This window comes from Pedobacter lithocola (genome assembly GCF_042650845.1).
GTDB classification, from domain to species: Bacteria; Bacteroidota; Bacteroidia; order Sphingobacteriales; family Sphingobacteriaceae; genus Pedobacter; species Pedobacter lithocola.
This window is the reverse complement of sequence record NZ_JBHSBW010000011.1, coordinates 806767-824008: the sequence shown is the minus strand read 5'-3', so window position 1 is coordinate 824008 and position 17242 is coordinate 806767. Positions and strand designations below refer to the sequence as shown.

Below are 17242 nucleotides of genomic sequence, written 5' to 3'. Positions count from 1 at the left end.
GTACTGAAGTTGTTTTGACCTTTTACATTTTTGTAAACAAATGCAGTGTTCTTTTTTAATTTTGTTGTGATTTGCGCTTTCATATAATATATTATTCTGTGCCTTATTAAATTATTGTTGTTTTGATTAACTGATGTAAAGGTGCGGCGAAAAAGAAGGCAGTCCGAAATTTTTACACAAACATGCTCTTTTTACAGATAAAACCTCTGTTTTAGTAGATAAAACCCATTTAAATGAACATTCATAAAATAAAAAATTGGTATAACCGAAATAACATTCATGTAAAAGCTTGGGCTTTTTTCATAATATATGAAGTATTTATCACTGGTCTGATCTTTGGAATCTGGAGTACTTTTGGAAATCATGTATTTCATTATGCGCTTAACATTTCTTTGTTTTATTTACATGCATATGGAATTCAGAAAATTCTAAATAGCAATTTAAGGTTTAATATTTGGCTGATTATTCCTTTTGTATTGCTGGAACTCGTTGCATATTTAGCATTAGCTTATCCAATTGATTATTTAATTGCAAAAACAATAGGAACAGGCTTTAAAACCGCACTAGTTTTTAATAAAGTTTATGTTTTAAGAGCATTATGGAGAGCCTTATACTTTATAGGCTTCAGTACTGGTTATGTTTTTCTATTGAACTCTATACAAGAACGAAGACGAGTTCAAAAGCTGGAACGACAAAATTTGGTAAATACAATAGAAAAACAAGCCTTAGAGAATGATTTGGTGCAATCTCAAAATAACTTTTTACGTAGTCAAATCAATCCACACTTCTTGTTTAATACTTTAAACTTTATTTATAACGATGCTAGAAAAAAAGCACCATTAGCGGCAGATGCAATAATGAATCTTTCGGAAATGATGCGATATGCGCTTAAAAGACCAGAGGCTTCAGAATTGGTTCCTTTGAGTGAAGAGGTAGAACAAATTGAACACCTAATTAACCTACATAAACTACGTACAGCAAATACCATCAATTTCAATTTAGAAATAGAAGGTGATTTATTTGGTATCCGGTTTCCTCCACTTATATTGCTTACACTTGTAGAAAACATGTTTAAACATGGAAATATTGCACATTCTACACAACCATCAATTGTACATATAAACTATGACAAAACAAGTTTAAGCATCACTACCATCAATATGATTAATGAAGTTAAAAAGAAGGAGCTAGAAAGCCATCATGTAGGATTGGAAAATATAGACAAACGCTTGAACAACTTTTTTAAAGACAAATATTCGTTTAAATTTTATAAAGACGATATTAATCGATATTTCACGGAAATAAAAGTAGAGATTGATAATCCCTTGGCAGGATTAAATTAAATCATTTCATGGCATTTCTACGTTGTACATCCTTTAGCAGAAAATAATAAATAATCATTTCATGTGTACGCTGGTCTTTATTAAATAAACGATTAACATGCATGTGCAATAAATCGCTAAACATTTGAACTCTTCTTGCGCCTTCACACTCAGTTAATATTTGAATAAAAGATTGTTGAAAATTAATAAAAGCAACATTTTGGTTGTCGTTTAATATTTCAACATCGGCTTTTCGATAGATTTGATATTGAGCGTTTATTTTTTTGAAATCCGTTGGCTCTAAATTATGCTCATTATTAAATGAATGAGACATTGTTGCAATCACATTTGCAAAAACTTTGTCCTCAAATAGACCCGAATTTTGTAGCTGCTCTATCAAATCAGCAACTATTTTATATTTAGCATTTGCAGAGAACGGTGTTTCTAAAAGAGATAAAACGAACTTACTGTCAACAGAAAAATGGCTTTCAACATTCTCTATTAAATCGCTACCATATCTATGGGTTTCCCTTTTATATGTTCGAAGCTGTAAATCAGAAACCAAGCCAGCCGTCAAATCCTCAGCTAAATAATCAGCAAACGCAGCGGTCAATTCTTGGCCATCCTTAGCATCATTTAATAGATATCTTAAGCGTAAATGATAACCATTTTCATTATATCTGATAAAAAACCAGCTTTTAATTTGCGTCTTATAATTTTCTATGAAAGAAGCAATTGGTCCACCCATCAGTATATCAGAGCGCTGTTGGTGACAATAAATTTCAAAATAAAGCCATTCCTTCCCCGGCGGAAAAATTTTGGTTACATCTGTTACAGGCTCATCAACTTTGGTAAAACCGTCATAAATTTTTTCTTCATGATAAAGATTCAGAATAAACTGTGCTAAATATGGTTTTCCCTTTTCGTCAACAACAATGCTATTTTCTGGCAGATTGACCTCTTCCAAATAAACAGTGCTTTGTTTCTGCATGTATTGGATAAAGGCATTGATATCAACATCATTATCACGTTCAAAACATAAGGTTTGGTCGGATAAACCTGCTTTAAAATATTTGCTTACACCACAATTATTTAGATATTTAATACAATCTGAGGTGGAAAGTTTAACAATATTATCCTTTTTAATTTGCCATTTTTGTTGAGAAAGTACGATGTTTTGATACTGTACTTTCGGGTAATATGGCAATTCGGGATATAAATTTTCTATAAAGAATGAAAGATTTGTTTGGATATTTTGATGTTGTAAATCGCATAGCAATCTAAAAACAGATAAATCTGACCTCGAATAATTATAAGCAGAAGCCATCCGCGGAACTATCCTTTTATTCAATTTCTTTGACCTTAATATCACTTCATTGCCTTGAATCGAAAGCATAACATCATTAAGGGTAATTGGATCTTCAGAAGTATCAAAATTTAAAATAGACAGCTGATTGCCATACACCAACTTACGCCTGTTAATATTATCTACATTGGTTTCTACCATGTATGCTACATCAAAAAATAAAACATCAGGGTTTGATGCTTGCTCCAGCTTTGATATATTTTTACAGTGCTGAAATACTTTATCACTTGCTAAAGTGAATCGCCCACTAAGCGCATTCGCTGTACTACCACCTGTTTGGTCAACACAAATGGTTTCGTCGGCAACAGACATTAACATGCTAAATGAATTTGGTATTGTAGTTGGCTTATCCAAAAGAGGAATATTTAGCCTATCTAACCGAATTACTTCTTTCGAAATGAAACTATTTGGTTCTAGAAGTTTTTTGAAGCTTTTCTTAACATTATCTGATGAGGTATCCTTTTTATTTTGCTTGCCATAAAATTGAGCTACAAAATCATCACCTTGGCTGGCTTGTTCCAATTCATCATAACCAATACCCATTTCAGGATCTAAAGCTAACGATAGTGGAATTTCCTTTTGTTCAAATTTTTTCCTGAACTTATTTATAAACTGTGTTAATGCTTCACGAGCTTCTATGGGTTGCAAATGCTGCATAAAATTAATTAATCCAGGGATATTACTGAGCAATTTATCATCAATCCCACCTGAGTTTACTTTCCGTTCCGCTATTAAATATTTTGGTATTTCTACTTTTGATTCTACACCTATTCTTTGAAAATAATCATCACCAATGATATTTGGGTCATTATCACTAAGTAATAATTGAAAAGAAACCATATCTGCCAATAAAGAAAAAACTTCATCCTTACTATCACCAGTGTTCAGCTTTTCTATTAGTTCGTTTATGGTAATTGGCACTAAACAAGCTTCTAAAATCTGAATCACAAAATCATCCTTATCGATTTCTGCCAATTCAAATAATCCATCGGTGCAAGCAATATAACGGATACTGGTTGTTGTAAAATAATATGAACTATTGCTAAAGAGCAAGCAATTGTTTTTAAGCAAATCTGCAATGGAATAGGTTAAACTATTTTTAAAAGGCCAATCTATGAATTCATGAATGATTTGCTTTTCATCAACAACAATCTGTGATTCTGTTGTGTTTAAAGCAGCTTTTAAAATGCTAAAGCCAGCAAAAGTTCCGTAAGGGGTTGAACGAAATTTTGCTCTGTTGTAGTATTTCAAAATGGTAAAAAACACCTTCGCTGGGAGTAAACTTAACTCATCTGCCTTTACATCTTTAATGGTTTGATAAAAGGCTTCTGAAGAAATTGAAATGGCAGCTTTTAGTTCATCCCAACAATCTACAAGTTCAGATTGATAAGAGAATTTCGGCGTCCTAAAAACTAGGTCGGGATATATTTTTACTTTCATGAAAGGAAATGAGTAGCGAAAATTACAAAGATTAATTTAATACCATAGAATTAAACCGCGTAAATATGATTTTAAAAATGCTAGCCAAAATCTAAGTCAAAAAAAAAGCCTTGCAAATTCATTGCAAGGCCCATAGTATTATATGTATTTTATTTTATCAGGTTGTACAATTCATCTAATTTTGGTGAGAGGACAATTTCTATTCTTCTATTTTTGCTTCTTCCATCAGCACCTGTATTTAAACCAAGTGGCTGAAATTCACCCTTACCAGTAGCCGTCATGCGTACACCTTCCACTTTCTCAGTTTCTGTTAAATACCGAACAACCGAAGTAGAACGCAATACACTTAAATCCCAATTATCTTTTATCTGACCAAGATTATTTACTTTTTGATTATCGGTGTGGCCTTCAACGGCAATGTTAATTTCGGGCTGCTCTTTTAAAACTTTTGCTAGTTGAGCAAGCGCCTTTTTACCATTTTCATCAATAATAATACTTCCTGATGGAAATAAAAGTTTATCCATTAAAGACACATAAACTTTGCCATTTTTGATATCAACGGTTAAGCCACTTTTTGTAAAACCCAGCAAAGCTTGTTGCAATTTCTCTTTTAGTTGATTGGTGGCTTCATCGCGTTTACGCAAAACCTCCTCTACTTCCTTTAATCGTTTTTCTCTTGCAGCTAAATCGTCAGATAACTTTGTAATTTCAGTTGAACTATTATTTTTTAGTTTGCTGTAATTTGCATTTACATCATTAAATCGGCTTTGTAAATCACGTAAATCTTCAGCTATTAAAGTTGTATCCTTTTTTAATTTTTTAACCTCGTCTTCTAAATTTTCTATTTTAATTTGTCCTTCATTAAACGCTGTATATAAAGAATCTTTGGAGCCCAATAATGCCTTGTATTTTTTTGGAGAAAGAATTACACACGATGAAAATGTTGAGGCTAGAAGTAAAATGGCAAAAGCTAAAAAGGTATTTTTCATATTTTTATTTGAATAGCTTGGTTCTTAATTGATAAGCAAGCTATGTTTTTGTTAACTAATTTAAATTAGACATCTATAGCATTGCGTAAAAATGCAACTAAAGGACTAACCGTTTTAAAAGAAGTTACTAACTTATTAACGAGTGTTGGCTTAAAAAATTCTTCATCATCAATACTCATAGATGCTTCGAAGCTTTTAAGTTTTAGATATTCTATATTAGGATCTGCCGGATCGTATCCTTTAGGAGCATTTTTCAGGGCAGAACCTGTGCCTAGTTTAAAGTTATTTTTAAATTCTATATTGTTTATAATACCCTTAAATTCATCAATATTATAATCAATCTCCTGGCGAATTAATTTAACATGTGGCGGTTCAGGCATCCAATAACCGCCTGCAATAAAGCTTTTTTTAGGTTGGATATGTAAATAATAACCTGGTTCATTACTTCCTTTTGTTTTGGAAGAAAACCAAATGCCAAAATTATTTTTGTAAGGGTCTTTGTTTTTACTGAAACGAACATCTCTATAAATTCGCATTACACATTTTTTCGGGTCAGTATCAGAAGATATTAATGGATTAATTTTAGAAAGTTCAGGAACTATGCTCGCTACAAGCTCAAGAACATCATCTTTTGCTTCTTCATACTTTGGTTTGTTTTCAGCAAACCACTCTCTATTATTATTTTCGATAACGTTTTTTAGGAAAACGAGCGTCTCTTTCTTTAACATCTTAAAATCGGTGCTTTTAATAATGGGAAGTAAAACTTAATTACTACGGGATATCGTAATAAGGCTTGTACTTTATATTTGGTGATAAAACGTGAAGGAGAATTATCCTAGAGTACCTATAATTAAATGGAGACATGATGAAACAGCCGGCAAAAATAACGATTAAATATGTCCAAAATGTATTGTCTTCTAAAGCGCCAACTAGTAAATAAATACCGAAACTTACTACTAGCATTTCAATCACATTCATTGCATAGCTAACGTACATAGCTGCATAAAAATAACCGGGTTCTATTTCAATTCTTTGTCCGCAACGGGCACAAATTTCTTTAGTGTGTTGAATATTGAATCCGTACATGGTACCTGTAAAAACATCTCCTCTGCGGCAATGCGGACATTTAGCATGAGCAATTGCATACAGTTTTGAAGTTTTTTTTGCCATGCTTAGTTCATATTTATCGGTCGGGATTTCATGTTGAGATGAACATTCTTTTTACGGTATTTTTTGTACCATAAAATTCCAACTGCTGTAAATAATAAATATGGAATAGCCAATAGATATAAAACCCCGGTATTTAAACCAGCAGCTTGTGTATTACCATTTTTAACTCCTTGTTCGGCATTAATGGTACACATAGCACATTGCGCATTAACCCTAGGAACAACCGTAAATATTAAAGCAAAAATAATTAAGATATAAAATGCCTTTTTCTTCATCACAACAAATATAAGTATAAACGTAGGTAAGCGTTTAAAAATTATGTCATAAAAAACCAGTAAAATAAATACTTTAGTATAAGTTAGTACTGGTAATATGGCGATATCATTAGGTATACAACTACCCCGGTAATTGCTACATATAACCACAAAGGAAACGTAATTCTGGCAATTTTTTTATGTTTATCAAATCTTTCTGCTAAAGCCCTAACGTATGTTACAAGCACAAGAGGAATAATTGCTATTGATAAAAGAATGTGAGTAAGCAAAATAAAGAAATACAGGTATTTAATCGCGCCATCTCCGCCAAATTTAGTAGAAGGTGTTGTCATGTGGTATGCAATGTACATCACTAAAAACAATAACGAGCAACCTATTGCAGCCTTCATTAAATTTTGATGAAGCTGTACTTTACCATTCTTAATAGCTCTTACTGCAACAACCAATATAATTGCAGTAATGCCATTAATGGTTGCATAAATTGGTGGAAGAAATGGCAGCGGACTAACATCAACACCCAAATCTTTCAGCTTAACCATAAATAATACAGCTACCGCAACCGGTATAAAAATAGATAATACAATTATCCAAATGCTATATTTTTTCTCTATTGATTTATTTTCCATATACCTTAAGGTTTTATGATTAATAGGGACATTAACTACCTTCCGTCTTTAAGATTTCTTAAGTCTTCAGCAACCAAAACTTTAATTTCATCATCTAGCTTAGCTAAAGCATCAGTATTGGTTGCTTCATAATAACCTCTAATTCTATGCTGATTATCTAGCAAAACGATTTGGTTACTATAAATAAATTTTGGTTTACCAGCCTCTTCGTGATAAATCATATCTAACATTAATCCACTACGAATAAAAGGATATACAACCGAAGTATCGCCACTTAAAATATCCCACTTACCAGATTTAGCATTTAAAAAACTTGCCAAAGGTTTAATATTTATAGGATTGTCTTTTGGATCTACAGATAAACTAAGAAAACGTATCAACGGATTTCTTTCGTAACCCTCTGCAATTTTCTTAACGTTTTCATTAACATCTTTAAGCGGACTATCTTTGTAAAATAAATTGATAACAACTATTTTACCCTTCAAAGCGGTCCAATTAATGGTTTCATTCACTTGGTTTACCAAACTAAATTCGGGTACGGTGTGGTAAATTGTATCTGGTATTTTTTTGCCTCTTTTAGTGTGAAATGTTTTCGCAACTATCTTTTCTCCAAATATTGGTAGGCTCTTATAACGATTCTTAGCGAATTGCGGCAAAAGGTAGAAAAATAAAAATCCCGGTATAGCCAATATGCTTACCAGGATTAATGATTTTTTTATTGAGAATGATCTCATGAATGAGTTGACATGTGAATATTTAAAAAGCCACCTTCAATTAGCATTAAAACAATAAAGTAAATAATAAAAATGAATGATACTGTAAGTGCTAATTGCAGACCCAATTTCTCGAACTTTAAATGCATAAAATAAGCAACGATATAAAATGCCTTCACTAGTGTTAAAGCAATATATAGATAGTTACCTACACCTTGTGAGATATGACCGCCAGGTATTGCCCAAAGAGCGATTATAAATTCAATAGCTGTAATTAAAGATAAGATTCCTGCTACCTTCCAGATTTTTGATTTACTCATACCTGAATGATCGCAATGTTCGTGACCTTCGGCTGAATGTGAATGTTCTGACATATTAAATATTTTTACAAAATGAAAATTAAACCAAATAGAAGAATGTGAATACGAACACCCAAACTAAGTCAACAAAGTGCCAATATAAACCAACTTTTTCTACCATTAAATAATGACCTCTTTTTTCGAAAGTTCCGTTAATTGTCATTACTAGAATGATGATATTAATCAAAACACCAGTAAATACGTGGAAACCGTGAAAACCAGTAATGGTAAAAAACAAGTTTGAAAATTGCTGAGCTGATACTAATGAAACCTCACCAGTAAATAAATGATGCAATGTTTCCAATGGTGGAATTTTACCCCATCCAAATCCTTCGTGAAAAAGATGTGTCCATTCTAAAGCCTGACAGCCTAAGAACATAAAACCACCAATAATCGTTGCAACCATCCAACCTATAACTTCTTTTTTAGCTCTACGATGACCAGCCTCTACAGCCATAACCATTGTTACAGAACTTAAAATCAGAATAAAAGTCATAATACCCACAAATACAAGTGGAGCACCGCTATCTTTTAAACCTGGTATAGATTGAAAAACCAAATCCGGATCTGGCCATTCTGATTTAGAAAAGCGTTGAGCGCCGTAATAGATCAATAAAGATGAAAATGTAAAAGCATCTGATAAAAGGAAAAACCACATCATGATTTTACCATATTCTACCGACCAGGGAGAACGACCACCATTCCATGGCCCGGTTTTAACTTGATCTAATTGTGATACTGAATTCATTGGAAATAGTATAATAGTTTGTTAACAAATTTAACGGTTCAAAAGTAAAAAAACATACAGATATATCCATAATATATCTATAAAATGCCAAAAAATAGATGTGATTTCCATACGGAACTTATTTTTTGCTAAAGGAATGTTCTTATAACTTCCGGCTAAACTACTGGAAATAAAGCCTAAACCAGCAATTATATGGAATAAGTGCATTAATGGCACGACATAAATAAAAGAAATTGCAGCGTTGTTTCCAACCATTGTTGCACCTGTATTTACCATGCTATTCCAGGCTACAAACTGCATAAAACCAAAACCAAAGGCTAAAATAGCTGTTAACCACAACATTTTTCGCTGCAAACCGAAGTTTAATTTTCTTAATGCCCTTGATGCTAGCATGAGTGTTACGCTGCTTGCTATAATTAAAAGTGTGCTGTAAATAAATGCATCAGGCAAAACTAAACCATGCCCCTTACCTTTTGATGCTGCAAATACCAAATAATAGCTGGTAAAGCCACCAAACATAATTGTAGATGATACAACAAAAAGCCATACAATAAACTTCTTAGGCTTTGGGTCGAATATATCTTGTGTATTTTCCATTGATAAAACCATAATAATTATTTTGCTATGAAATCAAACATTAATACCAGCTGTACTGCGGGTATGTAAAAAAATGAACAGAACATAACTTTCTTCGCATCAGCCAGTTCTCTATTCATCAATAATTTAAAAGCCAACCAGCTAAATATTATACCTGCAATAATTGATAAAGCTGTAATATAGTATCCTCCAAAGCCATAAAATGTTGGCAACAGACTAACCGGAATCAAAATCAACGTACTTACAAAAGTAAATAAGGCAGATGTTTTATCCTTTTTCTTAGTTGGCAATAATCTAAAACCTGCCTTTTTATAATCTTCATCTAAAACCCAAGCAATAGCCCAAAAATGTGGAAACTGCCATACAAACTGAATAAGAAATAAGATAACTGCAATTTTATAATCTATATCTAAAAACAAATCCGATTTTAAACTTCCAAAAGCAGCTAAATAACCTATAAGTGGTGGCAAAGCTCCCGGTATCGCACCGACAAAAACTGCTATGGGCGATTTCCTTTTTAAAGGTGTATAGGCAAATGCGTAAAGCAAAATAGAGAATACAGACAATAAACCTGTTTCTAAATTTAGCTGCCCTAATAACCATGTGCCTAAAAAAGCCATAAAAACACCAAGTACCAATCCTTGCCCTGTTGTCATTCTACCGGCAGGCATCGGGCGGTCTTTTGTACGTGTCATTAACTTATCCAAGTCAACTTCAATAATCTCATTAAAACAATTTGCTGCAGCTGTAACTAAAAACCCGCCTGCAATAAGTATAAACCAGTTATTCCAATCAATTGAAAGTATATGGCCTCTACCAAGTTGCATTTTCTGACCAATTAAAAATGAAATTGATGCAGAGAAAACTACCGTAAACGATAGCCTGAATTTTACAAGTTTAGAAAAATCTGAAAAAAATTGTTTCAACTTCCTTTCTATTATTGTTTATATGTTCTTGTACGATAAACCAACAAGTACAAATAATATTGTAAACTAAATAGCAATGTTGCAAATAATATATGCAATGCTTGCGCAACAGGTGGTAATGATAAATATGCCAATGCAAATCCACTTAAAAGCTGAATTAGCAAAGTAAGCAATATAAATCTGGCCGTTAGCAATGGTGCTGCCTTTCCACTAAATCTATCTATTACCATTTTATAAATCACACCATTGGTAATGATTACTAATATTGCTAAATCTCTATGATAATTAAAAACATTACCAACTTTTGCAATCCATGTATCTCTTCCATTTAATAGAAGTGATTTTGCAATCATATCTACATTTTCTCTAACTTCTGCCCCCAGGATAATCTGAGCAATACTTACGAGTATGGTAAAAAACAAAAATCCTTTTAACCATAAAATACGATACATAATTACCGATCGCTCTTTATGTAATTGCTTTGCATAGCTGTAGGTATAAATGGATATCGCTAAAATAAGTAAAGCAATTAACATGTGTGCAGTAACTACCCATTGCGTTAAATTGGTTGATACCACAAAGGCACCCAGCCATGCTTGTAAAATGATTACAAAAACATTTAAAATACTTAATACTAATATTCGCTTTGCAGTCTTCTTATACACAAAAGCAAATGCAGCAGTTAATAACATAAAAATACCGGCAACAACACCTACCAAACGATTTAAGTATTCCGTCCAAGTTTTAGCAGGATTAAACTCTTCAGGCAGTGTTATCGTCTTGTCGTTTCGTATGCTATCAGCTAATTCTTTCTTACCAATCCCATCCAGATACTTGGCGAACTTTTCATTTTTCTTGATTCTTCCAGCTACGTATTTTTCCTTATAATCTGATGGAAGTTGAGATACGTTTGTTGGCGGAATATATCTATCAAAACATTTTGGCCAATCCGGACAACCCATACCAGAACCCGTACTTCGCACAATTCCTCCCGCAAGTATAACCAATAGCGTAACTATAATGGTTATAAAATTAATTCTGATAAAACGTTGTTCTGATCTGCTGATCATTATATCTATTAAGATGAAAAGGGTATCCGGATAAGCAGAAACTTAATCAGATACCCCTTTAAAAATTTGTTAAAGCTATCTAATTAGCCTTTATTTTCTGTCACAGGATTGGCTAATTCCCAATCTTGTTGTATTTTTTCTGCTTCAGCATTTCCTTCAAAATCATGAGGTAAATTAGAACTCATTGTTTGAGAGAAAGGTACAGTTTGAGGGATAAAATCAACATCATGTCCTGGCTTGCTGTAATCATAAGGCCATCTGTAAACCGTAGGAATTTCACCAGGCCAGTTTCCATGTAAATGTTCAACCGGTGCAGTCCATTCTAATGTGTTAGATTCCCATGGATTTTGAGGTGCAACTTTACCCTTAAATATTGAGTAGAAAAAGTTAAATAAGAATGCAACTTGCGCTAAAGCGGCCATAATTGCTGCCCATGTTACAAACACATTTACAGTTAACCATTTCTTCATGAATTCAAATTCAGTGAATGCATAGTAACGACGAGGTACACCATCCAAACCTAGAAAGTGTAATGGGAAGAATACCAGGTATGCTGCAATAAATGTTAACCAGAAGTGTAAATAACCTAATTTGGCATTCATCATTCTACCAAACATTCTCGGATACCAGTGATAAACACCAGCCAACATGCCAAAAATAGCTGCAGAACCCATTACTAAGTGGAAGTGAGCTACAACAAAGTATGTATCATGCAAGTTAATATCTAATGATGCATTTCCTAAGAAAATACCGGTTAAACCACCAGAGATAAAGAACGAAACTAAACCAATTGCAAATAACATTGCTGGAGTAAAACGAATGTTACCTCTCCAAAGAGTAGCTAGATAATTAAATGTTTTTACTGCCGATGGAACTGCAATAATCAGGGTTGTAATCATAAATACACCACCCAATAAAGGATTCATACCTGTTACAAACATATGGTGACCCCATACAATGAAGGAAAGTACAGTGATACCAATTAATGAATAAACCATCGCATGATATCCAAAAATTGGTTTACGAGCATTTACCGAAATAACTTCTGAAGAAATACCCAATGCTGGCATAATTACAATATATACCTCTGGGTGACCTAAGAACCAGAACAAGTGTTGCCATAAAATTGGTGAACCACCTTCGTTTGGTAAAATGTTGGTACCCATAACAATATCAGAAAGATAGAAACTTGTACCAAAACTTCTATCAAATACCATTAAAACAACACCAGCAACAAGAACCGGGAAGGATAATATACCTAAGATTGCAGTTAAGAAGAATGCCCATATAGTTAAAGGCATTTTCCAAAGGTCCATACCTTTAGTACGCATGTTTAATATTGTACTTACATAGTTTATACCACCCATTAATGATGATGCAACAAAAAGTACCATACTAATTAACCACATCGTCATCCCCAAGCCAGAGCCTGGAATGGCAGTTTCGATTACTGATAGTGGCGGATAAACCGTCCAACCACCAGATGCCGGACCTGTTTGAATGAAGAATGAAGCCATCATTACCACACACGCAGAGAAGAAGAACCAATATGATAACATATTTAGAAATGGCGATGCCATATCTCTTGCTCCAATTTGCAGAGGAATTAATAAATTACTAAATGTTCCGCTTAAGCCTGCAGTTAATACAAAGAATACCATTATGGTACCATGTATAGTTACCAGGGCAAGATAAAAATCAGATTTTATACGACCGCCTTCAGCCCATTTCCCTAAAAATGTTTCTAAGAAAGGAAAGTTTTTATCTGGCCATGCTAATTGGATACGGAATAGAATTGATAAACCCATCGCAATAACCGCCATGATAATACCGGTTATCAAAAATTGCTTAGCAATCATTTTATGGTCCATACTGAAGATATACTTAGATATCAAAGTTTCTTTATGGTGACCGTGATCAGCGTGATCGTGATTGTGTTCGTCGTGTAGTGCTATTGTTGACATAATTCTTTCGCTCTTCGGTATATTATTTATTTAAAGCCATTTGGTTAGTTTTAACAGCTGCGGAATCTGTAGCTGCCGAATCTGTTCCAGCCTCAACTTTCGAAGGGGCAACAGGCAAATTAAATTGTTTTCTTAAATCGTCGTTTAAATAAGTTTGTTGTTCAGCTAGCCATGTTTTGTATTCTTCCATAGAAACCACACGAACAACCTTTTTCATATTGTAGTGACCAGATCCACAGATTTTCGCACAATAGAAAAGATATTCAAAATTAGGATCGTTTGTTTTTTGCTGCATCTCTGCAGTTGTAATGGTTGGTGTAAACTCAAATACAGTTTGCATACCAGGTACCGTATTTAATTGCACTCTAAAATGAGGCATGTAAAAACTGTGAATAACATCCTTACTAGTTAAAAGAAGTTTAATTGGTTTTCCAACCGGAATAACCATTTCATCAGCCATTTGATCATCTCTAGATTTCAAATCTTTAAAATCTATACCTAATGTATTTGATGCTGTAGTTAATTTATAGTTTTTGTGCCCAACAATACCATCTGCCCCTGGGTAACGAATAGACCATTTGAATTGCTCTGAAGTCATTTCAATTTGAATAGGCATGTTTTTAGGGTCTTCTACTTTATAGAAAATAGATCTCCATGTTAAGAATCCCATCAATACCAATACGGTTAAAACCAATGCAGGAACAATAGTCCAGATTTTTTCAATCGTGTTGTTGTGAGGATAATAATATGCCTTTCTTTTTGAAGAATATTTATAGATGTAAGAGAATCCGAATAACAAAATATGCGTTGCGATAAATACAATCGTTGTAATAATTAATGTTAAATTAAACATATTATCAATACGTTCTCCATGCACAGATGCTGCATCAGGTAGCAACATTGAACCATGAACTGTATATTCCCAATACACACCATATAAACCTAAAACTAAAAATAGCGCAAATAAACTTGAGTTTACTCTATTCCAGTTAATGCCTACAGGTTTGCCCTGAGCTTCACGGCTCAATTCATAAACCCGAAGTGCTTTACCTATGATGGCAATAAATAAACATATTGCAAGGAATACCAGAATATAAAATACTACTGATTTATAAACCTCTCCCATATCAACCTTAGGTGCCGCGGCAGCACCTGCTGCTGCATCTTGCGCAAATACGCTAGTGTTTGCAAAAACAGTAAATAATACTGCTAAAGCTGCGGTCGTTTTACTCGTTATAAACTTTCTTAAACTCATTTTCTTAAAAGTAGTACGTTGTACTTCTATATAATAATTAAATATTCGCTTTTATATAATCATCAACTATAGCTGATGATGCAAACTTTCTTGTAACAGTGGGTGATTTTTGGCAATTAAAGGTTTTTTACTTAATGATGAAAGTACTGTAAAAGTAAACAATCCAACAAAGCCAACTGCTATACCAATTTCAATAAATCCGAAACCGTTATGGCCATCTTCAACTGCACCTGGCATAATCATTTGATAATAATCAACCCAATGTCCTAGCAAAACAACTATCGAAACAAATAACAATCTAACGTCGGTTCTTTTGTTATCTCTATCCATTAATAATAACACTGGCGCCAAGAAATTCATTGCTAAGTTCAAGAAAAACCAGAATTTATAGTATTCGAAACGTCTGTAGAAATAAACAGTTTCCTCAGGCATGTTTGCATAGTAAATCAATAAGAATTGAGCGAACCATACATATGTCCAGAAAATTGAGAAACCAAAGATGAATTGACCTAAATTGTGCAAATGACTGTTATTAACCCATTGCATATAACCAGCTCTTCTCAATAAAATAAGGATGATTGCAATAGTTGCTAAACTGCTTACCCACATAGCTGCAAAGTTATACCAACCAAACATAGTAGAGAACCAATGAGCCTCTAAAGACATGATGGTATCAAATGCAAATATTGGCGTTGTAAAGCCATATATTACCAAGAAGATACAGGCATTTTTAAAGCTTTTTCTATATGAATTAAGTCCGCCAGCCAAATCTTCATTGTAAGAAAGTTTAACGAACATGATAGCGAAAAAGCTATAAACTCCCAAAAACAAAACCTGACGACCTAAGAAAAAAGGCACATTTAAGAATACAGATTTACCTGCAATTAATGCATCATAATTAGGACTATTTGGGTCAGTCAAACCATCAGCATTCCAATGGTGATATAAATTATGTGTGTATAATCCAGCAGAAATAATTACAACCAGTATTACTGCAGCAATTGGCAATGTTTTAGCCATTGCTTGCGGTACACGTAAAATCGATGCAGACCAACCTGCCTGAGCAACAAATTGAACAGCAAGGAAAAACATACCTGACATACAAACGCATGCAAAGTAATATCCCATAAGTAACAGGTTGGCAAAAGTACGCTCGTGCATAACTTTATCACCAGCAATAAAACCATAAGCAATAGCAGCGACACCTAACGCGATACCAACGATACTTAAGGTTTTTACTTTTCCTGTAAACTCAAATTGTTCACTAAAATTAATATTGTGAGTTCCCATTTATATTCTGCTTTACTTATTGTCCTTTTTGTAATTGTTGAACATACATCACAACTTTCCAACGATCTGTTGGTGTTATTTGTGAAGCATGCGAGCCCATGTTATTTACACCGTATGTAATGGTATGATAAATTTTACCAGCGGTAAGATCAACCATATTACCACCTCTTGATGAAGCACCAGTTTGATAAGCCGGAACACCAGTAAATTTTTCAATTTTAACTAAGTGACCTTGACCATCTCCCTTTTCACCATGACATGGCGCACAAAATACTACGAATGAATGTTTCCCTTCTGCAAGGTTAACACTATCAGCAGGTAATGGATTAACCATTTTAGCTCCTGCTTCATTATATCCTTCTAAAGTATTTGGATATACATCATATTCTTCAAAACCAACAGGTTTTGTATTTGCAGGGGGTAACTGTGCAGTTTTACCATCCTTAAAATTTTTATTTGGCTGGTCAGGGTTAAATGCAATAGGATCATACATGTTCCTTGCATATTCTAATCCTGTACTGCGTTTATCACTACAAGCCGAAAAAGTAGCTGCAAAAGCGATAGCTAAAAACGCGGCATAAACAAATTTATTCTTATTCATAGCTAATGTACTTCCTTTCATTATACTTTACTTCTAATGCACCAGCATCTTTTAATAAACCATCAATCACCGTATGAGATACATTTTCTTGTGCATCAACAGCGATAACAAAACGATCGTCAGTTGCACGAAGATCCATCACTCTTGGTGCTCTTCCTGGAAACAAATGCGTAGAAGCATAATAAGTTAAAACCATACCGAATGCACAGAATAAAACTGTTAATTCGAACATTATCGGAATAAAATCCGGCAATGCAAATGATGGTTTACCACCAATATTAACTTTCCAATCGATTACTGCGCAAAAATAAATTAAAGCAAATGCTGCACAGGTACCAGTAATACCGAAGCAAAATGCAGCGATATCGATTCTCGATCTTTTAACTCCCAATTTGGCTTCTATTCCGTGTATAGGCATTGGTGTATATACATCATGTATGGTGATGTTATTTTCCTGAAGTTTCTCGATGCCATGCATCATTTCATCAGGGTCGCCAAAGCTGCCTAAAATATATTTGATATTACTCATTG

General features: G+C 33.6%; 18 protein-coding genes. 1 reads left to right on the top strand and 17 read right to left on the bottom strand.

From position 1 onward, the window contains the following. Positions 1-233: 233 nt before the first annotated feature. Complete coding sequence (locus ACFOWA_RS14020; protein ID WP_378986146.1) at positions 234-1343, top strand: sensor histidine kinase; 1110 nt, start codon at positions 234-236, stop codon at positions 1341-1343. A 1-nt stretch (position 1344) separates the two neighbouring features. On the opposite strand, the gene ACFOWA_RS14015 is transcribed toward ACFOWA_RS14020, so the two are convergent. From ACFOWA_RS14015 to ACFOWA_RS13935, 17 genes are all read right to left on the bottom strand, one after another. After that, positions 1345-4128 carry a lantibiotic dehydratase gene (locus ACFOWA_RS14015; protein ID WP_378986144.1) on the bottom strand — a complete coding sequence of 928 codons (2784 nt, stop codon included), beginning with the start codon at positions 4126-4128 and terminating at the stop codon, positions 1345-1347. Between the two features lie 149 nt (positions 4129-4277). Then, on the bottom strand, positions 4278-5117 hold the full coding sequence (locus ACFOWA_RS14010) for an OmpA family protein (RefSeq protein ID WP_378986142.1): 840 nt from the start codon (positions 5115-5117) through the stop codon (positions 4278-4280). A gap of 65 nt (positions 5118-5182) precedes the next feature. Next, positions 5183-5845, bottom strand: a complete 663-nt coding sequence (locus ACFOWA_RS14005; RefSeq protein ID WP_378986140.1) for a DUF2461 domain-containing protein — start codon at positions 5843-5845, stop codon at positions 5183-5185. Between the two features lie 43 nt (positions 5846-5888). After that, on the bottom strand, positions 5889-6287 hold the full coding sequence (locus ACFOWA_RS14000) for a DUF983 domain-containing protein (protein ID WP_378986138.1): 399 nt from the start codon (positions 6285-6287) through the stop codon (positions 5889-5891). A 2-nt stretch (positions 6288-6289) separates the two neighbouring features. Next, positions 6290-6562 carry a hypothetical protein gene (locus ACFOWA_RS13995; protein WP_378986136.1) on the bottom strand — a complete coding sequence of 91 codons (273 nt, stop codon included), beginning with the start codon at positions 6560-6562 and terminating at the stop codon, positions 6290-6292. A gap of 83 nt (positions 6563-6645) precedes the next feature. After that, a complete protein-coding gene (locus ACFOWA_RS13990) occupies positions 6646-7188 on the bottom strand; it encodes a DUF420 domain-containing protein (protein ID WP_378986134.1) in 543 nt (180 codons plus the stop codon). A 35-nt stretch (positions 7189-7223) separates the two neighbouring features. Continuing rightward, the gene (locus tag ACFOWA_RS13985; RefSeq protein WP_378986132.1) at positions 7224-7922 is read right to left on the bottom strand and encodes an SCO family protein; all 699 of its coding nucleotides are present in this window, start codon (positions 7920-7922) and stop codon (positions 7224-7226) included. Further along, positions 7919-8275 carry a cytochrome C oxidase subunit IV family protein gene (locus ACFOWA_RS13980; protein WP_378986130.1) on the bottom strand — a complete coding sequence of 119 codons (357 nt, stop codon included), beginning with the start codon at positions 8273-8275 and terminating at the stop codon, positions 7919-7921. Before ACFOWA_RS13980 ends, ACFOWA_RS13985 begins: the two co-directional genes overlap by 4 nt. A 25-nt stretch (positions 8276-8300) precedes the next feature. Continuing rightward, a complete protein-coding gene (locus tag ACFOWA_RS13975) occupies positions 8301-9008 on the bottom strand; it encodes a cytochrome c oxidase subunit 3 (RefSeq protein ID WP_378986128.1) in 708 nt (235 codons plus the stop codon). 30 nt (positions 9009-9038) lie between these two features. After that, on the bottom strand, positions 9039-9605 hold the full coding sequence (locus ACFOWA_RS13970; RefSeq protein ID WP_378986126.1) for a cytochrome c oxidase subunit 3: 567 nt from the start codon (positions 9603-9605) through the stop codon (positions 9039-9041). A 17-nt stretch (positions 9606-9622) separates the two neighbouring features. Next, on the bottom strand, positions 9623-10531 hold the full coding sequence (gene cyoE, locus ACFOWA_RS13965; RefSeq protein WP_378986124.1) for a heme o synthase: 909 nt from the start codon (positions 10529-10531) through the stop codon (positions 9623-9625). A gap of 11 nt (positions 10532-10542) precedes the next feature. Further along, positions 10543-11601, bottom strand: a complete 1059-nt coding sequence (locus ACFOWA_RS13960) for a COX15/CtaA family protein (RefSeq protein ID WP_378986122.1) — start codon at positions 11599-11601, stop codon at positions 10543-10545. An 83-nt stretch (positions 11602-11684) separates the two neighbouring features. Beyond that, positions 11685-13565, bottom strand: a complete 1881-nt coding sequence (locus tag ACFOWA_RS13955) for a cytochrome c oxidase subunit I (RefSeq protein ID WP_378986120.1) — start codon at positions 13563-13565, stop codon at positions 11685-11687. Between the two features lie 22 nt (positions 13566-13587). Beyond that, positions 13588-14820 (bottom strand): cytochrome c oxidase subunit II, encoded by a 1233-nt coding sequence (locus ACFOWA_RS13950; RefSeq protein ID WP_378986118.1) that lies wholly within the window; start codon positions 14818-14820, stop codon positions 13588-13590. Between the two features lie 66 nt (positions 14821-14886). Next, on the bottom strand, positions 14887-16110 hold the full coding sequence (locus tag ACFOWA_RS13945) for a quinol:cytochrome C oxidoreductase (RefSeq protein WP_378986117.1): 1224 nt from the start codon (positions 16108-16110) through the stop codon (positions 14887-14889). A gap of 16 nt (positions 16111-16126) precedes the next feature. After that, positions 16127-16732 (bottom strand): c-type cytochrome, encoded by a 606-nt coding sequence (locus ACFOWA_RS13940; protein ID WP_378986115.1) that lies wholly within the window; start codon positions 16730-16732, stop codon positions 16127-16129. After that, positions 16704-17240, bottom strand: coding sequence for a DUF3341 domain-containing protein (locus ACFOWA_RS13935; protein ID WP_378986113.1), 537 nt, complete (start codon positions 17238-17240; stop codon positions 16704-16706). Before ACFOWA_RS13935 ends, ACFOWA_RS13940 begins: the two co-directional genes overlap by 29 nt. Positions 17241-17242 lie beyond the last annotated feature (2 nt).